The following is a 20,509-nucleotide window of genomic DNA, read 5'->3' as shown; positions in this document are numbered from 1 at the left end:
GCGGTTTGCTTTCTGTGGCACTTTCCCTGGGGTCGCCCCCGGCGGCCGTTAGCCGTCACCGTATTTCGATGGAGCCCGGACTTTCCTCTCCCACGGAAACAGGAGCGGCCACCCGGTCAACTGGCGAGGCGCATATGGGGGACGCGGCCCGGTCCAGTCAAGCGCTGAGGCAGGTTGCGCGCCCTCAGGCGGCGCGCTTCATGATCTGGTTGTAGGCGTTGTTGATCGCCGCCATGCGCGCCGTCGCCACGTCGATCAGTTCCTCGGGCACGCCCTTGGCGATCAACCGGTCGGGGTGGTGCTCGGCGACCAGCAGGCGATAGACCCGCTTCACTTCTTCACGCTCGGCGCTGGGCGCGAGACCCAAGACGATATAGGGGTCGGCACCCCGATCGAACAGCACGTGCTGCGAGGTCAACTGCTCGAAGCGCGCATCGTCGAAACCGAAAATGTCGCTGACATTCTTCAGGTACTCGAGCTCGGCCTCGTGGATCATGCCGTCGGCCGAAGCGATGAAGAACAGGCTGTCGAGCACGTGCTCCAGCGTATCGGGGCTGTCGATGAAGAAGCGCCGCACCTTCTTGGCATAGGCCTCGTAGCCGGCCACATCCTGCTGGGCCAGCTTGAACAGCTTGTCGACCTGCTCTTCGATCCCCGGCGGAATCTCGACGGTGCGCTGGAAGGCGCGCAGCTCCGAGGCGGTGACCACGCCGTCCGACACCGCCATCTTGGCCGACAGCGCGATCAGCGCCAGCGTGAACGCGGCGTCGCGGCCACCGGGCAGCCAGGTATCGGGATCCAGCGCATTGATGATAGAGCCAACCAGGCCGGTGCGCTCCGAGGCCGACCCGATAAAGGCGCTAAGGCGTTGCCAGACCGACATGTGGCTCTCCGATCTCGGCGCACAATAGCCGCCGAACGGGAATTTCATAGCCATGAGACATGCGGCGGATTGCATCGTCGGGCCCCCAGAAGGCTCGGCCGCCTCAAGAGGCGGCCGCAGGTTTCAGAAAAAGAAGAAGTCGTCGTCCTGCACCGGCTTCTTCTTTTTGTTCGGTCCCTCGTCGAGAAAGAACCCGTCCGGGTCGTAGCCATCCTCAGCCGAGCTCTGCGACAACAGGCCCTTGCGCTCGAGGTAGTCGGCGAGCGATCCCGAATCCCATTCCTCGAGCTGATCGCCGGTCACCACCTCGTCGTCGCTCAACGGGAACGGCTCGACCGTGGCATTCTCCTGCTGGCGCACCTTGTTCTCGTCGATGATCAGCGGCTTCTCAGCAGCCGGCAGCGCCGCAACCACGGTAGCCTTCGGACGCGCATCACGCGGCAGCGGCACCGGTGGAGTCTCGGTCGGCGCGACCGTCGCGACCGTGGTCGGCGACTTGATCGGCGTCGTTGGCGAGACCGGCTTCAACTGTACCGGGGCACTCGGCTTCGAGGCGACGGGCTTCGACGGCGTGGCGCCGTCGCCGTCGGAAATGTACGAGGGCAGCTTCTTGCCCTTCGAGAGCAGCTTGTCGACCGGATCATCGGTCGTGGCGCTCGCGGTCTGGATGGGATCCGTCGCGGCAGGCTTGGCTGTAGCAGGAACCTTCAACAGGGGCTTGGCGGCGCTGGCGTCCGCAGTCGTCACCGCGCTGTTCGCCGTGCCGCTGGTCGGGTTGCCGACGACCATGTTCGCGGCGGGCACCGCGAGGATGACGACGAGACCGGCCCAAGCCAGTCCGCCCTTCACCTTGCCATCGAGTTTCATAGGCTGCTGTCCTTCAACTTGCCCCCGTCCCCACTGCCCGACGGAAGCCAATTAACGTGGCCATTTTGTGGATGGCCGGGGCACTGCCCCACCATGGACGCTGCCCGAGTCCACCTGAACGGACGCTGAACAACCTCAACTCAGTCGGGCCGCGCCCCCAGCAACCGCGCCAGCGCCAGCACCAGGTTGGAGCGGTTCAGCGTAAAGAAGTGAAATTCCGTAATCTCATTATCGACCAGTTCCAAGACCTGCTCAGCGGCGACCGCCGATGCAACCAGCGCATGGGTCTCGGGGTCGTCGTCCAGCCCATCGAACCGCTCGGCCACCCAGCCGGGGATCGAGGCGCCGCAGCGCGCCGCAAAGCCGGAAATCTGCTTGAACGAATGGATCGGCTGGATGCCCGGCACGATCGGCGCGGTAATGCCGGCCGCCTGCGCCCGCTCGACGAAACGGAAGTAGTCGTCGTTGTCGAAGAACATCTGGGTGATGGCGCGGGTCGCACCGGCATCGAGCTTGCGCTTCAGGTTGTCGATGTCGGCTTCCCAGCTTGGGCTTTGCGGGTGCTTCTCGGGATACGCCGCCACCGAGATATCGAAATCCCCGATGCGACGGATGCCCGCGACCAGATCGGCAGCATCCTTGTACCCCTCCGGATGCGGGATGAAGGGTTTGCCGATGCCTTCGGCCGGGTCGCCGCGCAATGCCACGATGCGGCTGATCCCCGCCTCCTGGTACCCGCGCACCACGGCATCAACCTCGTCCCGCGGCGCCCCGACGCAAGTGAGATGCGCCGCTGCATCGACGCCGGTCTCGGCCTTCACCCGGCTGACCATCCGGAGCGTGCGCTCGCGCGTCGAACCGCCGGCGCCGTAGGTCACCGACACGAAACGCGGATGCAGCGGGGCGAGCTTGTGGATCGAGTCCCAGAACCGCTCTTCCATGACGTCGGTCTTGGGCGGAAAGAACTCGAACGAGACCTGGAAATCGGGCCGCTCGTCCGGGCGCATGCGGCTCGGGCGGTCGGTGTAGTCAGTACTCATATCGGGCTGTCCGTCTCGTCGGTGAGCCGCCAGAGGCACACGGTGAGCCCCTCGGTCGGATTGGTGGGTGGAAAGGATTTGAGATCGCTGACCTCGAGGTCGGCGGCGCGCGCCCAGCCGACCATCTGCGCCTCGCTGAGCCCCAGGCGCCGGTGGGCGTGGTGCGAGCGGAGGAATTCGAGCCCGTGCGGCGCGAAGTCGACAATGAGCATCTCGCCGCCTGGCTTCAGGGCGCGACGGGCCTGCGCCAGTACCCGGCCCGGATCGTCGAAATAATGCAGCACCTGGTGGATGACGATCACGTCGGCCCGGCCGGCGCCGGCGTCGAGATCGGCAATGTCGCCGAGCCGCACCTGCGCGTGGCCGATGGCGCAGGAGGCGAGCTTGGCGCGCGCCACCGCGATCATTTCGCGGCTCGCATCGATGCCGATGCCGCGCCGATAATGCCCGGCCAGGAGTTCCAGCATCCGTCCGGTGCCGGTGCCGAGGTCGATCAGCGTGTCGACCACCCTGCCCTCCAGCGCCGCGACGATCGCTGCTTCCACCGCCTCTTCCGGCACATGCAGCGAGCGCAGCAGGTCCCAGCTGTCGGCCACTTTGGCGAAATAGGCCGCCGCCTGTTCGGCCTGGTTGAGTCGCACCGCCTCGAGCCGCTGCCGGTCCCGCATGCGATCGGCATCGTCGGCCGACAGCCGTCCGATCAGCCAGCGCGCCAGGTCGCCGCCAGCCCCCTCGGGCGCCAGCCCATAATAGGCCCAGGCTCCCTCGGCATTGCGGGTGATCAGCCCGGCATCGGCCAACAGCTTCAGGTGCCGCGACACCCGCGGTTGGCTCTGGCCCAGAATTTCGGTGAGGTCCTTGACCGACTGCTCGCCATCGGCCAGCAATGCCAGAAGCCGCAGCCGGGTCGTTTCCCCCGCCGCGCGCAGCACCCCCACCAAATCCGCTGTGTCGTTCATGCAGCCTCGCGAGATATAAAGATATCTTTATATGCGTCGAACCGCTTGGTCTAGGGGAACGTAAGGATCACGCCGCGGGTCGACCATTCCGTCGGCGTAATCGGACCCTCACAACAAAAAAACGGCAGCCCTTGCGGACTGCCGTCGAAGAGTTGGACAGGCTTTGGATCAGGCGGCGCCGACGACTTCCTCGTTGGGAAGTCGGCGACGGAAGGCATGGGTGCGCCAGAGCTCGAAGATGCCGACCGCTTCGTCCTTGCTGAGCGCTTCGAAGCGCCGGCGGACATTCTGCAGGTCGGCCTGGCTCGGCAGGTCGCGCCACGGCATCGAGGCGATCATCGCCTCGAACAGGTCGGGCTGGATACCCAGGGCGCGCAGCGCCACGGTGATCGCCACATAGTCCTGCATGGCGAGCCACTTGACGAAAACTTCCGGCCCGACGCGCAGCAGCATGGTGAGCGCTGCGGCAGTGTGGTGGCCGTAACCGAAGCGGGCAAAGCGGATCAGCGCGCGCTCGTCGAGTTGCTTCCGATCCGACAGCGCCTTCACCTGGTTGTACGCGACTTTCCACTCCTGGCTGGAGAACCCGGCGCGGTTGCGCATGCGGTTGTAGACCACTGCCTGCACCTTGCCGACGGTGACCGGATCGACCCGCGGATCGATGCGCGACATGGTCTCGCGGACCCGATCGCCGACCGCTTCGATCTTGCCGCCGAGGCTCTTCCAGTCGAGATCCTCGCGACCCCTGAGGTCGGCAGCGATGGCGGCATCGGACGCGGCCCGCTCGGCGAGGCGCTCCAGCGCCTGCTGGCCGATCTCGGCATTGCTGTTGCGCACCAGCTTGATCACCGAGGCGGTCTCGCCGTGCTCGACGATGGCTTCACCCACCCGCTCCGGCACCTGCGTGCGGCCGGCAATGGCGACGCGATGCTCCTCGGTCTGGTTGGCGATGATCTCGATCAGGTCGTCGTCGCTCAGCACATTGGAGAATTCGAGCAGCGGCTGCGCCACCTCGATCTCGTCATTGGCGAGCTTGACCACCACATTGCCCGGCGCGCGGTCGAGCGGCGCCAGAAGCTTGGCCACATGGGCACGCGCCTCGGATTCAACCAACTCGGCCAGCTGGCACAACACCTCGTCGTACTGCGCGACCTGCTCGTCATCGCAGCGATCCGACACGTAGGAGTAGAGCTGGGCCATGTTGCGGAACAGCTGATCGCGTTCCACGATGTTGGAGTCACCGTTGAGGACCCTGAACGTCGAAAACGCTCGGGTGGTGCCTTCTTCCATCTCAGTCATGTCACTTCCCTCCGGCTTCTGCCGTACGAGGTCAGATTGGCCTGCCAGTTAAGTGCATGCGCTGAAGGTAAGGACGGAAATTTGATTCAAATTGCAGAGAGTTTGGTGACGGCGTGTTAGGTACGGTGTTGTCACCGGCCTCTCGGCATCTCCCCCTTGCGGGGAAGAACGGAAAGAGAGCGGACGTGACGGGCACCGCCTCTCCTCTCCACCGCATGTCATCCCAGCGAAAGCAGGGAGCAACTCTCCACCTGCGCTAGCGGCGCGATGGGTCCCTGCTTTCGCAGGGATGACACCGGTGGTGGGGTCAATACGGAGCCCCACACCGGCGGACTTGGCCAGCGGCCAAGCCCCACTTCCGAAGCACAGCGGCAAAGATCACACCAGATCGAACCGATCGGCGTTCATCACCTTGACCCAGGCCGCGACGAAATCCTTCGCGAACTTCTCGGTCGCATCCGACTGGCCATAGACTTCGGCAAGCGCGCGCAGCTGCGAGTGCGAGCCGAAGATCAGGTCGACGCGGGTGGCGGTCCATTTGGGCTCGCCGGTGACGCGATCGACGCCCTGGTAGACGCTGTGATCTTCCGACGCCGGCCGCCACTTCGTGCCCATGTCGAGCAGATTGACGAAGAAGTCGTTGGTCAGCGTCTCCGGCCGAGTGGTCAGCACGCCATGCTGCGGCTGGCCGGCCTTGAGGGCGCGAAGTCCCCCCACCAGCACGGTCATTTCCGGCGCGGTGAGGCCCAGCAGTTGCGCCCGATCGACCAGGTTCTCCTCCGGCGACAGCCGCTGGCGGCCGTTCGAATAGTTGCGGAAGCCATCCGCCGTCGGTTCGAGCGGCGCGAACGATGCCGCATCGGTCTGCTCGGCGCTCGCGTCGGCGCGCCCGGGAGTAAACGGCACCGTGAGCTCGAGCCCCGCAGCCTTGGCCGCCTTCTCGATACCCACCGAGCCGGCAAGCACAATCAGGTCGGCCAGCGACACCGGCTTGCCGAACTCGGCCTGGATAGCCTCGAGGTGGCCGAGTACCTTGCCCAGTTGCTCGGGCTGGTTCACCGCCCAATCCTTCTGCGGCGCGAGGCGGATGCGCGCCCCGTTGGCGCCGCCGCGCATGTCCGAGCCGCGATAGGTCGAAGCCGAGGCCCAGGCCGTGCTCACCAGCTCGGAGACGGTGAGGCCGGTCGCGAGGATCTTGGCCTTGAGGGTCGCAATGTCGGCGTCGTTGACCAGCTCGTGCGTAACCGTCGGGATAGGATCCTGCCAGATCAGGTCTTCCGCCGGCACTTCCGGGCCGAGATAGCGGACCTTTGGGCCCATGTCGCGGTGGGTCAGCTTGAACCAGGCGCGGGCGAAGGCGTCGGCGAACTGGTCGGGGTTCTCGAAGAACCGGCGCGAGATCTTCTCGTAGGCCGGGTCGAACCGCAGCGCCAGGTCGGAGGTCAGCATCGAGGGAGCGTGGCGCCGTTCCGGGTCATGCGCGTCCGGCACCGAACTGGCGCCCATGCCGTGCTTGGGCGTCCACTGATGCGCGCCGGCCGGGCTCTTGGTCAATTCCCACTCGTAGCCGAACAGGTTCCAGAAGAAGTTGTTGCTCCACTTGGTCGGCGTCGAGGTCCAGGTGACTTCGAGGCCGGAGCCGATGGCGTCGCCGCCCTTGCCGGTACCGAACGAGCTGACCCAGCCGAGCCCCTGCTCCTCGATGCCGGCTGCTTCCGGCTCGACCCCGACGAGCTTTGCGTCGCCCGCGCCATGGGTCTTGCCGAAGGTATGGCCGCCAGCGATCAGCGCCACCGTCTCTTCGTCATTCATTGCCATGCGGGCGAAGGTGTCGCGAATATCGCGCGCCGAGGCGAGCGGATCCGGGTTGCCGGCCGGGCCCTCCGGGTTGACGTAGATCAGGCCCATCTGCACCGCCGCCAGCGGGCTTTCGAGATCGCGCTCACCACCGTAGCGCTCCTCGTCGGAGAGCCACTGGCCTTCCTTGCCCCAGTAGATGTCGAGCTCGGGCTCCCAGGTGTCGGCGCGCCCGCCACCGAAGCCGAAGGTCTTGAAGCCCATCGATTCGAGCGCGACGTTGCCGGTGAGGATCATCAGGTCGGCCCACGAGATGGCCGAGCCGTATTTCTGCTTGATCGGCCAGAGCAGGCGCCGGGCCTTGTCGAGGTTGACGTTGTCGGGCCAGCTGTTGAGCGGCGCAAAGCGCTGCTGCCCGCCACCACCGCCACCACGGCCATCGGCCACCCGATAGGTGCCGGCGCTATGCCAGGCCATGCGGATGAACAGCGGACCATAGTGCCCGAAATCGGCGGGCCACCAATCCTGCGAATCGGTCATCAGGGCGGTGAGGTCGGCCTTCAACGCCTTGAGGTCGAGCTTGTTGAACGCCTGGGCGTAATCGAACGCCGACCCCATCGGGTTGGACAAAGCCGTGTGCTGGTGCAGCACCGACAGGTCCAGCTGGTTCGGCCACCAGTCACGATTGCTGCGGCCCGCGCTGCCATGCGGCACCGGACATTTGCCCGCGCCACCTTCGTTTGCTGCGTCCATGGTCGTCTCCGTAGATCTCGAGTTGTCGTATTGCGATAGGGTTTCCGGGTGACGCGACGGTGACTGTTCGCGCGGCCCGCGCGATCGTCCTGGCCCCACACTTTGGAATGGTTCCATTGTGCCCCGGCGCCGAGGCATAATGCCAATTGATTGCACTTCTCAGCGTGATAATCTGAAATTATGATCACCCTTCGGCAGATGCAGTATGCCGTTGCGCTGGCGGAAACCGGCCACTTCGGCCGCGCCGCCGAGCGCAACCACGTCACCCAGCCCGGCCTCAGCCAGCAGATCCGTCAACTCGAGGAGCTGTGCGGCGGCCCGCTGTTCGATCGCCTCGGCAGATCGGTGCGGCTGACGCCGCTCGGCCGCGAGTTCATCGAGCGGGTGCGCCCGATTCTCGAACAGACTGAAGGGCTGATGGCCTTTGTCGGCGGCCAGCGCGGCACACCCTCGCGGCCACTGCGGCTGGGCGTAATCCCGACGGTCGCCCCCTACCTGCTGCCGCACGTGTTCCCGGCGTTGCAGCGCGAACTGCCGGAACTGAGCTTCACCGTTTCGGAAAGCCGCACCGACAGCCTCGTCGACAGTCTCGCCGACGGCAGTCTCGACCTGGCGCTGATCGCCAGCGAGCCGAAAGCCGGTGGCCCCCGCCTCACCGCCGCCCCGCTGTTTGCCGACGAATTCGTCCTCGCCACCGGGGCGGGCGACAACGCCGCCGACCCGGTCCCCATGGCCGAGATCGACGGCGACCGGATGCTGCTGCTCGATGAAGGCCATTGCTTTCGCGACCAGGCCATTGCCGCTTGCGCCCTCGATCCGGACGCCGCCCGGCGCACCTTTGCCGCCACCTCGCTCTCGACCATCGTCGAGTTCGTCGCCAACGGCCAGGGCATCACGCTCCTGCCCGAGATCGCCCTGAAGAAGGAAGCCATCGGCAACCGCATCCGCATCCGCCGCCTGCAATCCCCCGGCGCCCGGCGGCAGCTGTCGCTGGTGTGGCGCGAAGCGACACCGTTCGGCGCGGTGTTCGAGCGGGTGGCGGAAACGATCCGGCAGGCGCGGCCGGGGGTTTAGGGGGCATCCCCAGGTCGCTGTCGCTTTACGTCAGCGTCGTCGGTTAGCATCGATCCTGGACCACCCACCGGCCGTCATCCCAGCGAAAGCTGGGACCCAAGCATCCGCTTGCGCTGTGGCGAGTTGGGTCCCAGCTTTCGCTGGGATGACACCGAGTTTGGGGCACGTGCAGAGTGTCGGCTCTCGTACTCGGCGTCAGCACATCATCTCATATGAGCATTCGCCAGGCCCTACCCCGGGTAACTCGCCTGCCGCCAGGTCCGCACCTTCACCGCATCCCCTGTGCGGATCGCTCCCTCGCGCTCGACCCAGCCGACCAGCCCGCGCTTGCCCATCGCTGCCTTGACGAAGCCGAACTCGATATCGTCCCGGCCTGGAAACTGTGCCGCGATCGTCCTGCCGGTCTTCCGGCACGGGTCGTTGTCGCCGTCGATGCGGATGGTGGCCCCCGACGGGAACAGCATCAGGCTGCGCGGCGGCAGGCGGGTAAGGTGCGGAATGCCCGAAAGGATGAGATTGGCCCCGACCCATTCACCTAGGATCTGCGGCAGGCTGAGCGTCGCCGCGATTTCGGCCAGCTCCTCGGCGCTGAGGATCGAGAGCTGCCGCTCGTTGCGCATCGGCGTGCCGCGCGGATACCACGGCTCACGTGCTCCACTGGGGCGCACCAGCCCCTCGTGCCGATCGCCAACAACGCCGGCATAGGTCAGCAGCAGTTCCGGGCGCGCTGTCGACTCGACCGCCGCCGCCTCGACCACGAATGTGCCATCGACCCGCCCGTTCAGCGTCAGCGCCGGCATCGGCTCCGTCATGCTGTCGCCCGGCGGCGCCGCAGCACGGAATCGGTGGTGTAAACGATCAGCGACACCCAGATCAGCGCAAAGCTGCCAAGCCGCACCGCATTGAGGTGCTCGCCGAACAGGGTGATGGCGAGGATGAAGGTGATCGAGGGCGCGATGTATTGCAGCATGCCGACGGTGGTCATCTTCAGCCGCTGCACCGCGAAGGCGAACAGCAGCAGCGGCACCACCGTCGCCGGCCCGGTCAGCGCCAAGAGCGAAAGCGAATACGGGTCGGCGTGCCAGCCGAGGCCGCCGTCGCGCACGAAGCTGTAGCCGAGAAACGCGATGGCGAGTGGCGCCAGCACTATGGTTTCGACGAACAGGCCTGGCGCAGATCCGACTTTGGCGGTCTTGCGCAGATACCCATAGACCGCAAAGGTGAGCGCCAGGCCCAGTGCCACGTAAGGGATGCCGCCGATGGAAACCGCCTGGATGGCGATGGCGACCGCCGCAATGGCGATGGCCACCAATTGCCAGCGGTTGAGCCGCTCGCCGAGCAGCAACACGCCGGTCGCCACGTTGACCAGCGGCAGGATGAAGTAACCGAAGCTCGCTTCCAGCACCTGCCCGGTCTCGACGGCATAAATGTAGATCAGCCAGTTGGCGCCGAGGATCAGCGCCGCCAGCGCCATCGAGGTCACGGTGCGCGGGTCGCGCAGCGCCGCGCGCACCTCGGCCAGGCGCCCGCCGAGGATCATGATGACGCCCAGGACCAGCAGCGACCAGAGCGTCCGGTTGGCGACCACTGTCGCAGCCCCCACATGGTTGAGCAGGTTGAACAGCAGCGGCAGGAAGCCCCACATCACATAGGTGGCGATGCCGGCGGCAAGGCCGCTATCGCTGCTGGTGTGGTCGGTGCTGGTGACGGACGCCAAACGCGTGTCCTTCCGGGCGGGAGCCTCGCCTTCTAGCAGCGCCCACGCCCCAGCGACAAATCAGAGTTTGTGATTGGCCGCACAACCCACCTTGATGCTGATCAAACCAATCGCCACGTCCTGCGTTAGCCTTCTCGTACCCACCAAAGGAGCAAGCCATGAAAGCCAAGGTCACCTGGATCCTCATCGCCGATGGAGCAACGGCCAAGGTGTTCGAGAACCACGGCCCCGGCAAGGGATTGCAGGCTGTCGACGACCTGATGTTCGAGCAGACGCCGCTCAAGGCCGGCGAGATCATGGCGGATCGTCCGGGCCGGAGCTTCTCGTCGGTGGGCCAGGGCCGCAGCGCCATGGAACCCTCGTCGGATCCCGTTGCAGTCCGCGAGCGGCGCTTCGTCGAGAGCGTCGCCGAGGAGCTCGATCGCAAGCACCAGCAGCGCGCTTTCGATCAGTTGATCGTCGCTGCCGCGCCGACGGCGCTGGGCGACCTCAGGCCCGCGTTCAGCAAGGGGCTGCGCGACAGCATCGTCGCCGAACTGCCCAAGGACCTTACCAACCTGCCGACGGCCCAGCTCGGCCAGCACTTCGATGGCCTGCTGGCCATCTAGTCGAAGGCGGGGCGGCCCTGGTGGCCGCCCTTCCCTTACTCGGTGAATGCTACCGTAGCCAGCATCTGCCCGGCGCGGAACGCCGTCGACGTTCCTCCCTCGGGTGCGCTCCAATAGACGAACTGGCTCGAGCCGAACCCCGCTTCGACATAGTAGAAATTCTGGAACAGCAACGCCCCATCTGGAATCTGCACCTGGTACTCGATGACGTTCCAGGACTTGCCGCCGATATTCTCGAGCCGCTCGCCGACGATGGTGACGTTCTCCGGCTTGGCGTCGAGCGCAGCCGCCGCAGCGTTGCTGAGGATCGCTTCACGGTACTTCGAGACGGGCCAGGCCGCATTCTCGTTGATCACCGCAAAACCCATCGTCTCATCGTTCGAAAAGTAGAGAAACTCCTGGTCGCCGGCCGGCGTCTGCGTCATCCAGCCCGACGTGTCGATACAGGCGCTGACCTTCACTTTGGTGCTGGTGATGGTTTCGCAGGCCAGCGCCGGCGTGATGAGCACCACAGCCGCAGCCATGGCGCCTAAGATAATCCGCTTCATTGTTCGAGCCCTTCCCAAAGCATCAGTTCGGGCGGAGCTTGTCGCCGGAGCAGCTTAACTGGCAAGGGCATTTGCGAGATCAGCGGAACTTATTCCGCCGCCTGCCGTGGCGCGAGATCGCCGACAGCCCCGCCGGTCGCCAGCGAGAACCCTTCATCCAGCCAGCCAGTGACACCGCCAATCATCAGCTTGACCGGCAAGCCGAGTTGGGCGAGCCGCAACGCACCCTTGTCGGCGCCGTTGCAATGCGGGCCGGCGCAATAGGTGACGAACAGCGTCCCCTCCGGCCACTCCGCCATCTTGCGCTGGGTGATCTTGCCGTGCGGCAGGTTGATCGCACCGGGCACATGCCCTTCGGCATAGTGCGTCGGGCTGCGCACATCGAGCAGCACGAAATCATCGACCCCGCGGCTCAAAGCATCGTGGACGTCCCAGCAGTCTGTTTCGAACCCGAGCTTGCTGGAAAAATGCTGCAGAGCCTCGGTGGAAGCGGCGGCGGGAACAACGGCAACGTTACTCGGCATTTCTGTGCCTCCTCAGGCGTTGAATGGCCGGAACTTGCCGCACAATGGCCGCATCGGTGAGTGGCGGGAATGCCAATATGCGGTAAGATATCGCCATCATGGACAAGCCCAACCGCCACGTCGCCATTCTCGCCTATGACCAGCTCTGCATGTTCGAGTTCGGCATCGCCGTCGAAATCTTTGGTCTGGCGCGGCCGGAATTCGCCCATCTCGACTGGTACACGCACGAAATCGTCGGCATCGAGCCTGGCCCGTATCGCGCCGGCGGCGGCATCAGCGTTGCCGCCAATTACGATCTCGACCGGCTGGACGAAGCCGGGCTGATCGTCATCCCCGGCTGGCGCGGCGCCATGACGCCGGTGCCCGAACCGCTGATCTCGGCGCTCCGCGCCGCCCATGCCCGCGGTGCCCGCATCGCGACCCTCTGTTCAGGCGTCTTCGTTCCGGCCCGTGCCGGGCTGCTGGAGGGGCGACGCGCCACCACGCACTGGCGCTACGCCGAGATCCTGCGCTCGGAGTTTCCGTCAATCGAGGTCGTGCCTGATATCCTCTATTGCGAGGATGGGACGCTCCTCACCGCGGCCGGCTCGGCAGCCGGCATCGACCTATGCCTCCACATCGTCCGCGAGGATTACGGCGCCGAGGTCGCCAACACCGTGGCCCGCCGTCTGGTGCTGCCGGCGCATCGCGACGGCGGCCAGGCGCAGTTCGTGGCGCGGCCGGTGGCGAAGGAACGCCGCGGCCGCATCGGCCCGCTGCTTGATGCCCTGCGCCAGCGCCTAAACGAGGCCTGGAGCATTGCCCGGATGGCTGAGCTGGCAAGGCTGTCCGAGCGCAGCTTGATTCGTCACTTCAACGACGCGACCGGGATGAGCCCGCTCACCTGGCTGATCGCCGAGCGGGTCGAGCACTGCAAGGAGCTGCTGGAAACCACGGATTTCGGCCTCGACGCCATCGCCGAGGCCAGCGGCTTTCGCAGCCAGGAAACCCTGCGCCACCACTTCCGGACACGGACCGGCGTCAGCCCGAGTGCGTTCCGGCGCAGCTTTGGGAGAGTGGGGGCGGAATAGAGCCCGGGAAGCGGTAGTGACCCGCAACGCTCGCACCACACACGATGTCATCCCTGCGAAAGCACGGACCCAACTTACAGCTCGAATGAGAGGCGAAATGGGTCCCTGCTTTCGCAGGGATGACACCCGGTGGGGAGGCCAAGGACGGAGCAGATAAGCCTCGGCCACATCGCGGCGGCGTAGCAGTCAGTCCTCGCCCTCGTCCTCGTCATCCTCGCCCTGCCCCGTCACCGCTTCGAGGAACTCGAACAGGATCGGGTCGAACAGGTCGGGCCGCTCGAGACTGGGGAAATGCGCCGTGTCCTCGAGCACCACTGCGAAGGCGTTCTCCAGCTCTTCGCTCAGATCCTCGTGGATGGCGACGATGTCGGAGCAATCGAGTTCGCCGACCACCAGCAGTGTCGGCGCAGTGATGGCCAAGAGGTTCTGGAACGCCGATTCCGGCCGCTCTTCCTGCGTCAACGGGGCATTGTTGAGGTGGATCTCGTTCATGGCGAGGAACAGCTCGCGCACCGGGCCGGTCACCCGCCCCGCTTCGCCATAGGGACCATCGAGCCACTGGTGCGCCTGGATGCGGTTGGCGGTGCTGATATTGCCGCGTTCTCTCGCGTATTCGAACGCCTCTTCGAGCTGCTCGACTTCCTCATCGAGCTCATAGCCCTCGGCCCCGGTCACCGCCGTGCCCACCAGCACCAGCGCCACGGTGCGGTTCGGATGTTCGAGCGCAAAGTCGATGGCCAGCCCGCCGCCCATCGACGAGCCGACGAAGATCGCCGCATGGACGCTCAGCCGGTCGAGCACGGCTTCGAGATCGACCAGGTGGTTGAACGGCACGTCGGCTGTTTCGGTCTGGCCATAGCCGCGGCGGTCATAGCTGATGACATGATAGCCCTCGGCCGCCAGCTGGCGCATCTGTTCGGACCACATGCGCCGGTCGGTGACGCCCGAATGGAGGAACACCACTGGAATGCCGAAGCCGTCAGCCTCGCCGCGGATCAGCGCGCCGTCGAAGTCGATTTCAAAGGGAGAGGTCATGACCTGCCTCAAGAGAAAGCAAAGCGCGCATCTAGCACCGCCGGCCGCCAGTGGCCAGCTTGCCGCGCAGACTGCCACTGCCCCGCCTCCTCCACCGGACCTCATCCCAGCGAAAGCTCATGGGCACTTAGTCAGGCCGCGCCCCCACCGGGTCATTCCCGCGAAAGCGGGAACCTCTGTTTTCGTGCCTGACGCACGATCGCAAACGGAGGTCCCCGCTTTCGCGGGGATAACACCGAGCGGGTGGAGAAAACTGTCAGCCCGACAGCCGAAGCTCCCCGGGGGAGCGAATACAGGGATCGCCCTACTTCGCCGCCACGATGAACAGCCGCGGGAAGCGCAGCAGCACCTTGCCGTCCACGGTACGCGGATAGGCCTCGGTGATCTCGGCAAGGTAGCGCGCGGCGAACTGTTCGCGCTCGGCCGTCTCCAGCGGGTCGATGAATGGCCTGAGCCCCGTGCTTTTCACCCACTCGACGATCGCCGCGGGGCCATCGAGCACGTGATTGTAAATGGTGTGCCAGATGTCGATGTGGCGGGCCACCGGGCGCAACGCATCGTAGTACACCCGCGCCGGCGGCAGGGGCTGACGTGCGGCCCCCTTGAGCTTCGTGGCCCACGGCCCTTCGGCCGCCACCTTGCGCATCAGCACATGCGAGGGTTCCGCCATGTTGTCGGGCATCTGCACTGCCAGCACGCCGCCCTCCGGCAGCGCCGTCACGATGCGGGGGAACACGGCAAGATGGTCCGGCACCCACTGGTAGATGGCGTTGGCGAACACCAGTTGCGTGCCGATATCCGGGATCCAGGAGCCTGCGTCCGCCTCGGCAAAGCTGACGCCCGGCAGCCGCTGCCGTGCCTCCGCGAGCATATTGGGCGAGCTATCGAGCCCGGTCACCTCGGCAGCGGGGTAGCGCTCAACGAGAAGCTCGGTCGAGTTACCTGGCCCACAGCCCATGTCGACGACCAGTGCCGGCGCTTCGAGCGGCACCCGGGCCAGCAGGTCGTGCGCCGGCCGCGTCCGCTCGTCCTCGAACTTCAGGTAGGTGGAGGGAGACCAGTCAGCCATCTCGTGAGACCCCGTTCGTGTTGCGCCGTCTCCATAGCAGCGCCGCGATGCCTGGGAAATCGATCAAGCCCGCTGCTATGCGAGCCTCACGAAATTTGTTATTCGCGCGGGCCAACAGCGTCCCCGCCAACCTATGAGCCGACTGGAGTCCCCCCCCTGTGAGTACGATCCTGAAGAGCCTGCCCAAGGGAGAAAAAGTCGGCATCGCCTTTTCCGGCGGCCTCGACACCAGTGCGGCCCTGTTGTGGATGAAGCTCAAGGGCGCCAAGGTCTATGCCTATACCGCCAATCTCGGCCAGCCCGACGAGGCCGACTATGACGAGATCCCCAAGAAGGCCATGGATTTCGGCGCCGAGAAGGCGCGGCTGGTCGATTGCCGCACTCAGCTGGTGCACGAGGGTATCGCCGCCATCCAGTCCGGCGCCTTCCACGTCTCGACCGGCGGCATCACCTACTTCAACACCACCCCGCTCGGCCGCGCCGTCACCGGCACCATGCTGGTCTCGGCCATGCAGGAAGATGGCGTCAACATCTGGGGCGACGGCTCGACCTTCAAGGGCAACGATATCGAACGCTTCTACCGCTACGGCCTGCTGACCAACCCGAACCTGCGCATCTACAAGCCCTGGCTCGATCAGCAGTTCATCGACGAGCTGGGCGGCCGCTCCGAGATGTCGGCGTTCCTCACCTCGCACGGCTTTGCCTACAAGATGAGCGCCGAGAAGGCTTACTCGACTGACAGCAACATCCTCGGCGCCACGCACGAGGCCAAGGATCTCGAAAGCCTCGACACCGGCATCAAGATCGTCAACCCGATCATGGGCGTGCCGTTCTGGCGCGACGACGTGAACGTTCCTGCCGAAAAGGTGGTGGTGCGTTTCGCCGAGGGCCAGCCCGTCGCGCTGAACGGCCAGAGCTTTACCGATCCCGTCGCGCTGTTCCTCGAAGCCAACGCCATTGGCGGCCGTCACGGCCTCGGCATGAGCGACCAGATCGAGAACCGCATCATCGAGGCCAAGAGCCGCGGCATCTACGAGGCGCCGGGCATGGCGCTGCTGCACATCGCCTACGAGCGCCTGGTCACCGGCATCCACAACGAGGACACCATCGAGCAGTACCGCATCAGCGGCCTGCGGCTGGGGCGCCTGCTTTACCAGGGCCGCTGGTTCGACAGCCAGGCCCTGATGCTGCGCGAGACCGCCCAGCGCTGGGTGGCCAACGCCGTCACCGGCGAAGTGACGCTCGAGCTGCGCCGCGGTAACGACTACTCGATCCTCAACACCGAAAGCCCGAACCTCACCTATGCGCCCGAGCGGCTGAGCATGGAAAAGGTCGAGGACGCCCCGTTCACCCCCGCCGACCGCATCGGCCAGCTCACCATGCGCAACCTCGACATCGCCGATACGCGGGCGAAGCTGGATCTCTATGCAAAGACCGGGCTGATCTCGCTCGGCGAGGGCGGTGAAATGCTCCGGCTCGAGGGCGAGAAGGACTGACCCCGGCTGGATTGGCGGGCTTCCACGTCGCGGACAAAGCAAAGGGCGGCATCACCGATGCCGCCCTTTTCTCATCTGACCTGAAGATTACCGCGTCAGCTTCTTGTACGTCACCCGGTGGTTGTTCACCGAGTCCGCGCCCAGCCGCCGGATCTTGTCCTGCTCGTAATCCTGGAAGTTGCCTTCGAACCACTCGAAATGGCTGTCGCCTTCATAGGCCAGCATGTGCGTGGCCAGCCGATCGAGGAACATGCGATCGTGGCTGATGATCACGGCGCAGCCGGCGAATTCCTCGAGCGCCTCTTCGAGCGCCGCGAGGGTTTCGGTGTCGAGATCGTTGGTCGGCTCGTCGAGCAGCAGCACGTTGGCGCCCGATTTCAGCATCTTGGCGAGGTGCACGCGGTTGCGCTGGCCGCCTGAGAGGTTCCCCACCTTCTGCTGCTGATCGGCGCCCTTGAAGTTGAACGCCGAGGTATAGGCGCGCGAGTTCATCTCGCGCTTGCCCAGCATCAGGATCTCGTTGCCGCCGGAGATCTCCTCCCACACCGTCTTGTTCGGTGCGAGCGTGTCGCGGCTCTGGTCGACATAGCCGAGGTTGACGTTGTCGGCGATGGTGATCTCGCCCGAATCCGGCTTCTCCTGCCCGGTGATCATCCGGAACAAAGTCGACTTGCCGACGCCGTTCGGGCCGATGATCCCGACAATGCCGCCCGGCGGCAGCTTGAAGGTCAGGTTGTCGATCAGCACGCGATCGCCATAGGACTTGGTGACGCCCTCGATATTGATGACGTTCTGGCCCAGCCGCTCGCCCGGCGGAATGATGATCTGCGCCGTCGACGACTGGGTGCGCGCCTCGTTGACCTTCACCAGCTCGTCATAGGCGCGGATACGCGCCTTGGATTTGGCCATGCGCGCCTGCGGGCTCTGCCCCATCCACTCGCGCTCGCGCTCCAGCACCTTGGCGCGAGCCGCGTCTTCCGACTGCTCCTGCGCAAAACGCTTGGCCTTGGCGTTGAGGTAGGCCGAGTAATTGCCTTCGTAGGGCACGCCGCGGCCGCGATCGAGCTCGAGGATCCAGCCGGTGACGTTGTCGAGGAAGTAGCGGTCGTGGGTGATGATCAGCACCGCGCCGGGGAATTCGCGCAGATGGTTTTCGAGCCACGCCGTGGTCTCGGCGTCGAGATGGTTGGTCGGTTCGTCCAGCAGCAGCAGGTCGGGCTTCGACAACAGCAGCGCACAGAGCGCCACGCGCCGCTTCTCGCCGCCCGACAGCGTATCGACCGAGGCATCGCCCGGCGGGCAGCCCAGCGCCTCCATGGCGACTTCGACCTGGCTGTCGAGATCCCAGAGGTTCTGGCTGTCGATGATGTCCTGGAGCTTGGTCGCCTCGTCGGCGGTCTCGTCGGAATAGTTCATCATCAATTCGTTGTAGCGATCGATGACGTCCTTCTTCTCCTTGACGCCGGTCATGACGTTGCCCTTGACGTCGAGCGCCGGGTCGAGGTGCGGCTCCTGGGCCAGGTAGCCCACCTTGGCGCCATCGGCCACCCAGGCTTCACCGGTGAACTCGGTGTCGATGCCGGCCATGATGCGGAGCAGCGTCGACTTACCCGAGCCGTTCGGACCCAGCACGCCGATCTTGGCGTCGGGGTAGAAACTCAGGTGGATATTGTCGAGCACCTTCTTGCCGCTGGCGTAAGCCTTGGACATTCCGTGCATGTGATAGATGAACTGGCGCGCCATGAGGGCACTGCTCCCGCCGCTTATGGAGCATGTTCAGGAAAAGTCGCTCGCGCTTTTCCGGTTCGAACATGCGACCATGATGAAAGGCCGTTCGGCCCGCTTGAATTGCGAGCGCCGTATGTAGGGGAAGCGGGCGCGCGGGGCAACACCACCTCAGGTTAACGGCCAGACCAGCGTCAGCAGCGGCACCGCGATGACGATGACGAGGATCGAAAGCGGCAGCCCCAATCGCCAGTAATCGCCGAAACGGTAGCCGCCCGGCCCCATCACCAGGGTGTTGCACTGGTGCCCGATCGGCGTCAGGAAGTCGCAGCCGGCGCCGATGGCGACGGCCATCAGGAAGGCCTCGGGCCGAAGGCCGAGATCGGTGGCGAAGGTCGCCGCGATCGGCGCCATCACCAGCACCGTCGCGGCATTGTTGAGGAACGGCGTCACCGCCATCGCCGCGACGAGGATCATTGCCAGCGCCCCGATCGGCGGCAGCCCAACCGATATCTGCCCCAGCCACGCCGCGATCAGGTCGGTCGCGCCGGTCGCGCGCAGCGAGTCGCTGACCGGAATCAGCGCCGCCAGCATGATGAGGATCGGACCGTCGAGCTGCCGGTAGATATCGCGCAGCGGCAGCGCGCCGCTGGCGACGATCAGTACGGCTGCCGCAAAGAAAGCGATCGGTACCGGGGCCCAGCCGAGCGCCGTGACCAGCATGGCCGCCCCGAGGATGCCGATCGGCAGCAGCCGGTTGCGGACGCTCCCCAGTTGCAGGTTGCGCTCGGCCAGCGGCAGTGCATCGAGGTCGCGCAGTTGCTCGCCCATCTGGGTGCGGCTGCCGCGCAGCAGCACCACGTCGCCCTCCTCCAGGCGGATCTGCCCGAGCCGTTCGGAGAAGCGCCGCTCCCGCCGGCTCACTGCCAGCAGGTTCGTGCCCGTACGCTCGAACAGCGCGAAATCGCGGGCCGTATTGCCGACGAGCGGCGAGTTCCGCCCGATGATCGCCTCGATCGTCACAAGGTCCAACCCCGGTGCGTGGGTCCGGTCCGACAGCGACAACCCGCCCCGCTCGATCATCCGGTCCAGCGCCTCGGGCTCACCCTCGACGATCACCCGGTCGCCCTCGCGCAGCACCGCATCGGGAAACGGCGTGCGGCGGCCGCCATTGGCCGAGACGATGCCGGTCACCATCGCCTTGCCGCCCGACATCTTCTGCAGGGCACTGACAGTCTTTTCCAGCGCCGCCGAACTGGCGCCGACGGCGGCCTCGGTGGTGTAGTTCTTGATCTCGATGGCCTCGCCGACGGCCAGCCCCTCGCGCTTGCGCTCCGGCAGCAGCCAGTAGAAGAAGACGAGGAAGATCACCCCAGCGACGGCGAGCGCCAGGCCCACCGGGGTGAAGTCGAACATATGAAAGCCGGTGCCGGTCATATCCTGGCGCAGCCGCGACACGATGATGTTGGGCGAGGTGCCGATCTGCGTCATCAGCCCGCCGAGCAGCGCGGCGAACGACATCGGCATCAGGAAGCGCGATGGCGAAACGCCCGAGCGCCGCGCCATCTGGAAAGCGATGGGGATCATGATCGCCAGCGCGCCGATATTCTTGACGAAGGCCGACATCACCGCGACCACCGCCACGAGGATCAGCAGTTGCACCCGTGGCGCGCTGACGTTCGGGGCGACCCGCGCCAGCGCGATGTCCATAATTCCGGAGCGCGAGACCGCCGCGCTCACCACCAGCGCACTGCCGACGATAATGACAATGTCATCCGACAGTCCGGAGAATGCCTTGTCCGCCGGGACGATACCCACAATCACCGCGATCAGCAGTGCCAGTGCGCCGACCAGATCGTAGCGCAGCTTACCCCATACAAACGCTACCATCATCAACCCGACGACGGCAAAGGACAGCATCTGCGGCAATGTCATTCGATCAGCCTCCGGATCGCACATGCATAACGCGCTTCGCGCCGACCGCTACCCGTGGCGAAAAGAAAAATCGCTACGGGAACCATTCCGCTGCTGCCGGTTCCACTGCC

At 65.5% G+C, this 20,509-nt stretch carries 18 protein-coding genes; 4 read left to right on the top strand and 14 right to left on the bottom strand.

Translation table 11 applies throughout. From position 1 onward, the window contains the following. Nucleotides 1-184: 184 nt before the first annotated feature. From VGV07_RS25605 to katG, 6 genes are all read right to left on the bottom strand, one after another. Nucleotides 185-883: a DnaJ family molecular chaperone gene (locus VGV07_RS25605; protein WP_326871562.1), complete on the bottom strand. Its 699-nt coding sequence runs from the start codon at nt 881-883 to the stop codon at nt 185-187. A 123-nt stretch (nt 884-1,006) separates the two neighbouring features. Then, on the bottom strand, nt 1,007-1,750 hold the full coding sequence (locus VGV07_RS25600) for a hypothetical protein (RefSeq protein ID WP_326871561.1): 744 nt from the start codon (nt 1,748-1,750) through the stop codon (nt 1,007-1,009). Nucleotides 1,751-1,890: 140 nt separating this feature from the next. After that, entirely contained in the window at nt 1,891-2,790 is a 900-nt protein-coding gene (gene metF / locus VGV07_RS25595; protein ID WP_326871560.1) for a methylenetetrahydrofolate reductase [NAD(P)H], read from the bottom strand. After that, nucleotides 2,787-3,749 carry a metalloregulator ArsR/SmtB family transcription factor gene (locus tag VGV07_RS25590; RefSeq protein ID WP_326871559.1) on the bottom strand — a complete coding sequence of 321 codons (963 nt, stop codon included), beginning with the start codon at nt 3,747-3,749 and terminating at the stop codon, nt 2,787-2,789. The genes metF and VGV07_RS25590 overlap by 4 nt, the downstream gene beginning before the upstream one ends. Nucleotides 3,750-3,917: 168 nt before the next feature. Further along, on the bottom strand, nt 3,918-5,048 hold the full coding sequence (locus tag VGV07_RS25585; protein ID WP_326871558.1) for a DUF2336 domain-containing protein: 1,131 nt from the start codon (nt 5,046-5,048) through the stop codon (nt 3,918-3,920). Between the two features lie 378 nt (nt 5,049-5,426). Then, on the bottom strand, nt 5,427-7,598 hold the full coding sequence (gene katG, locus VGV07_RS25580; protein WP_326871557.1) for a catalase/peroxidase HPI: 2,172 nt from the start codon (nt 7,596-7,598) through the stop codon (nt 5,427-5,429). Nucleotides 7,599-7,778: 180 nt separating this feature from the next. Here katG and VGV07_RS25575 point away from each other — a divergent pair, with 180 nt between their 5' ends. Further along, entirely contained in the window at nt 7,779-8,672 is an 894-nt protein-coding gene (locus tag VGV07_RS25575; protein WP_326871556.1) for a hydrogen peroxide-inducible genes activator, read from the top strand. Nucleotides 8,673-8,902: 230 nt separating this feature from the next. On the opposite strand, the gene VGV07_RS25570 is transcribed toward VGV07_RS25575, so the two are convergent. Then, nucleotides 8,903-9,484: an MOSC domain-containing protein gene (locus VGV07_RS25570; protein WP_326871555.1), complete on the bottom strand. Its 582-nt coding sequence runs from the start codon at nt 9,482-9,484 to the stop codon at nt 8,903-8,905. Further along, nucleotides 9,481-10,389, bottom strand: coding sequence for an EamA family transporter RarD (rarD, locus tag VGV07_RS25565; protein WP_326871554.1), 909 nt, complete (start codon nt 10,387-10,389; stop codon nt 9,481-9,483). Before rarD ends, VGV07_RS25570 begins: the two co-directional genes overlap by 4 nt. Before the next feature lie 158 nt (nt 10,390-10,547). On the opposite strand from rarD, the gene VGV07_RS25560 reads away from it, so the two are divergent. Beyond that, nucleotides 10,548-10,997 carry a host attachment protein gene (locus VGV07_RS25560; RefSeq protein WP_326871553.1) on the top strand — a complete coding sequence of 150 codons (450 nt, stop codon included), beginning with the start codon at nt 10,548-10,550 and terminating at the stop codon, nt 10,995-10,997. A gap of 35 nt (nt 10,998-11,032) precedes the next feature. Here VGV07_RS25560 and VGV07_RS25555 read toward each other — a convergent pair whose 3' ends face one another. Together VGV07_RS25555 and VGV07_RS25550 are read right to left on the bottom strand one after the other, a co-directional pair. Then, a complete protein-coding gene (locus tag VGV07_RS25555; protein ID WP_326871552.1) occupies nt 11,033-11,545 on the bottom strand; it encodes a hypothetical protein in 513 nt (170 codons plus the stop codon). Between the two features lie 89 nt (nt 11,546-11,634). Next, nucleotides 11,635-12,069, bottom strand: coding sequence for a rhodanese-like domain-containing protein (locus VGV07_RS25550; protein ID WP_326871551.1), 435 nt, complete (start codon nt 12,067-12,069; stop codon nt 11,635-11,637). A gap of 98 nt (nt 12,070-12,167) precedes the next feature. On the opposite strand from VGV07_RS25550, the gene ftrA reads away from it, so the two are divergent. After that, nucleotides 12,168-13,139, top strand: a complete 972-nt coding sequence (ftrA, locus tag VGV07_RS25545; RefSeq protein WP_326871550.1) for a transcriptional regulator FtrA — start codon at nt 12,168-12,170, stop codon at nt 13,137-13,139. A gap of 186 nt (nt 13,140-13,325) precedes the next feature. Here ftrA and VGV07_RS25540 read toward each other — a convergent pair whose 3' ends face one another. Together VGV07_RS25540 and tam are read right to left on the bottom strand one after the other, a co-directional pair. Beyond that, complete coding sequence (locus VGV07_RS25540) at nt 13,326-14,174, bottom strand: alpha/beta hydrolase (protein ID WP_326871549.1); 849 nt, start codon at nt 14,172-14,174, stop codon at nt 13,326-13,328. Nucleotides 14,175-14,478: 304 nt separating this feature from the next. After that, nucleotides 14,479-15,243 (bottom strand): trans-aconitate 2-methyltransferase, encoded by a 765-nt coding sequence (gene tam / locus VGV07_RS25535; RefSeq protein ID WP_326871548.1) that lies wholly within the window; start codon nt 15,241-15,243, stop codon nt 14,479-14,481. A 158-nt stretch (nt 15,244-15,401) separates the two neighbouring features. Here tam and argG point away from each other — a divergent pair, with 158 nt between their 5' ends. Then, nucleotides 15,402-16,739, top strand: coding sequence for an argininosuccinate synthase (gene argG / locus VGV07_RS25530; RefSeq protein WP_326871547.1), 1,338 nt, complete (start codon nt 15,402-15,404; stop codon nt 16,737-16,739). Nucleotides 16,740-16,826: 87 nt separating this feature from the next. On the opposite strand, the gene ettA is transcribed toward argG, so the two are convergent. Beyond that, nucleotides 16,827-18,482, bottom strand: coding sequence for an energy-dependent translational throttle protein EttA (gene ettA / locus VGV07_RS25525; protein ID WP_326871546.1), 1,656 nt, complete (start codon nt 18,480-18,482; stop codon nt 16,827-16,829). A 153-nt stretch (nt 18,483-18,635) separates the two neighbouring features. After that, nucleotides 18,636-20,399 (bottom strand): SLC13 family permease, encoded by a 1,764-nt coding sequence (locus tag VGV07_RS25520; RefSeq protein ID WP_326871545.1) that lies wholly within the window; start codon nt 20,397-20,399, stop codon nt 18,636-18,638. Nucleotides 20,400-20,509: the final 110 nt, after the last annotated feature.

The organism is Devosia sp., assembly GCF_035944845.1.
Taxonomy (GTDB): Bacteria; Pseudomonadota; Alphaproteobacteria; order Rhizobiales; family Devosiaceae; genus Devosia_A.
The sequence above is the reverse complement of the archived record's forward strand: the minus strand, read 5'-3'. Positions and strand labels throughout refer to the sequence as shown.

Excerpts from the sequence above, each read along its gene's own strand:
- VGV07_RS25550 (WP_326871551.1), bottom strand. The coding sequence starts at position 12,069 with ATGCCGAGTAACGTTGCCGTTGTTCCCGCCGCCGCTTCCACCGAGGCT.
- tam (WP_326871548.1), bottom strand. The coding sequence starts at position 15,243 with ATGGCTGACTGGTCTCCCTCCACCTACCTGAAGTTCGAGGACGAGCGG.
- VGV07_RS25520 (WP_326871545.1), bottom strand. The coding sequence starts at position 20,399 with ATGACATTGCCGCAGATGCTGTCCTTTGCCGTCGTCGGGTTGATGATG.
- VGV07_RS25575 (WP_326871556.1), top strand. The coding sequence starts at position 7,779 with ATGATCACCCTTCGGCAGATGCAGTATGCCGTTGCGCTGGCGGAAACC.
- ftrA (WP_326871550.1), top strand. The coding sequence starts at position 12,168 with ATGGACAAGCCCAACCGCCACGTCGCCATTCTCGCCTATGACCAGCTC.
- VGV07_RS25560 (WP_326871553.1), top strand. The coding sequence starts at position 10,548 with ATGAAAGCCAAGGTCACCTGGATCCTCATCGCCGATGGAGCAACGGCC.
- katG (WP_326871557.1), bottom strand. The coding sequence starts at position 7,598 with ATGGACGCAGCAAACGAAGGTGGCGCGGGCAAATGTCCGGTGCCGCAT.
- VGV07_RS25540 (WP_326871549.1), bottom strand. The coding sequence starts at position 14,174 with ATGACCTCTCCCTTTGAAATCGACTTCGACGGCGCGCTGATCCGCGGC.
- VGV07_RS25585 (WP_326871558.1), bottom strand. The coding sequence starts at position 5,048 with ATGACTGAGATGGAAGAAGGCACCACCCGAGCGTTTTCGACGTTCAGG.
- VGV07_RS25570 (WP_326871555.1), bottom strand. The coding sequence starts at position 9,484 with ATGACGGAGCCGATGCCGGCGCTGACGCTGAACGGGCGGGTCGATGGC.
- metF (WP_326871560.1), bottom strand. The coding sequence starts at position 2,790 with ATGAGTACTGACTACACCGACCGCCCGAGCCGCATGCGCCCGGACGAG.
- ettA (WP_326871546.1), bottom strand. The coding sequence starts at position 18,482 with ATGGCGCGCCAGTTCATCTATCACATGCACGGAATGTCCAAGGCTTAC.
- VGV07_RS25590 (WP_326871559.1), bottom strand. The coding sequence starts at position 3,749 with ATGAACGACACAGCGGATTTGGTGGGGGTGCTGCGCGCGGCGGGGGAA.
- VGV07_RS25555 (WP_326871552.1), bottom strand. The coding sequence starts at position 11,545 with ATGAAGCGGATTATCTTAGGCGCCATGGCTGCGGCTGTGGTGCTCATC.
- VGV07_RS25600 (WP_326871561.1), bottom strand. The coding sequence starts at position 1,750 with ATGAAACTCGATGGCAAGGTGAAGGGCGGACTGGCTTGGGCCGGTCTC.
- VGV07_RS25605 (WP_326871562.1), bottom strand. The coding sequence starts at position 883 with ATGTCGGTCTGGCAACGCCTTAGCGCCTTTATCGGGTCGGCCTCGGAG.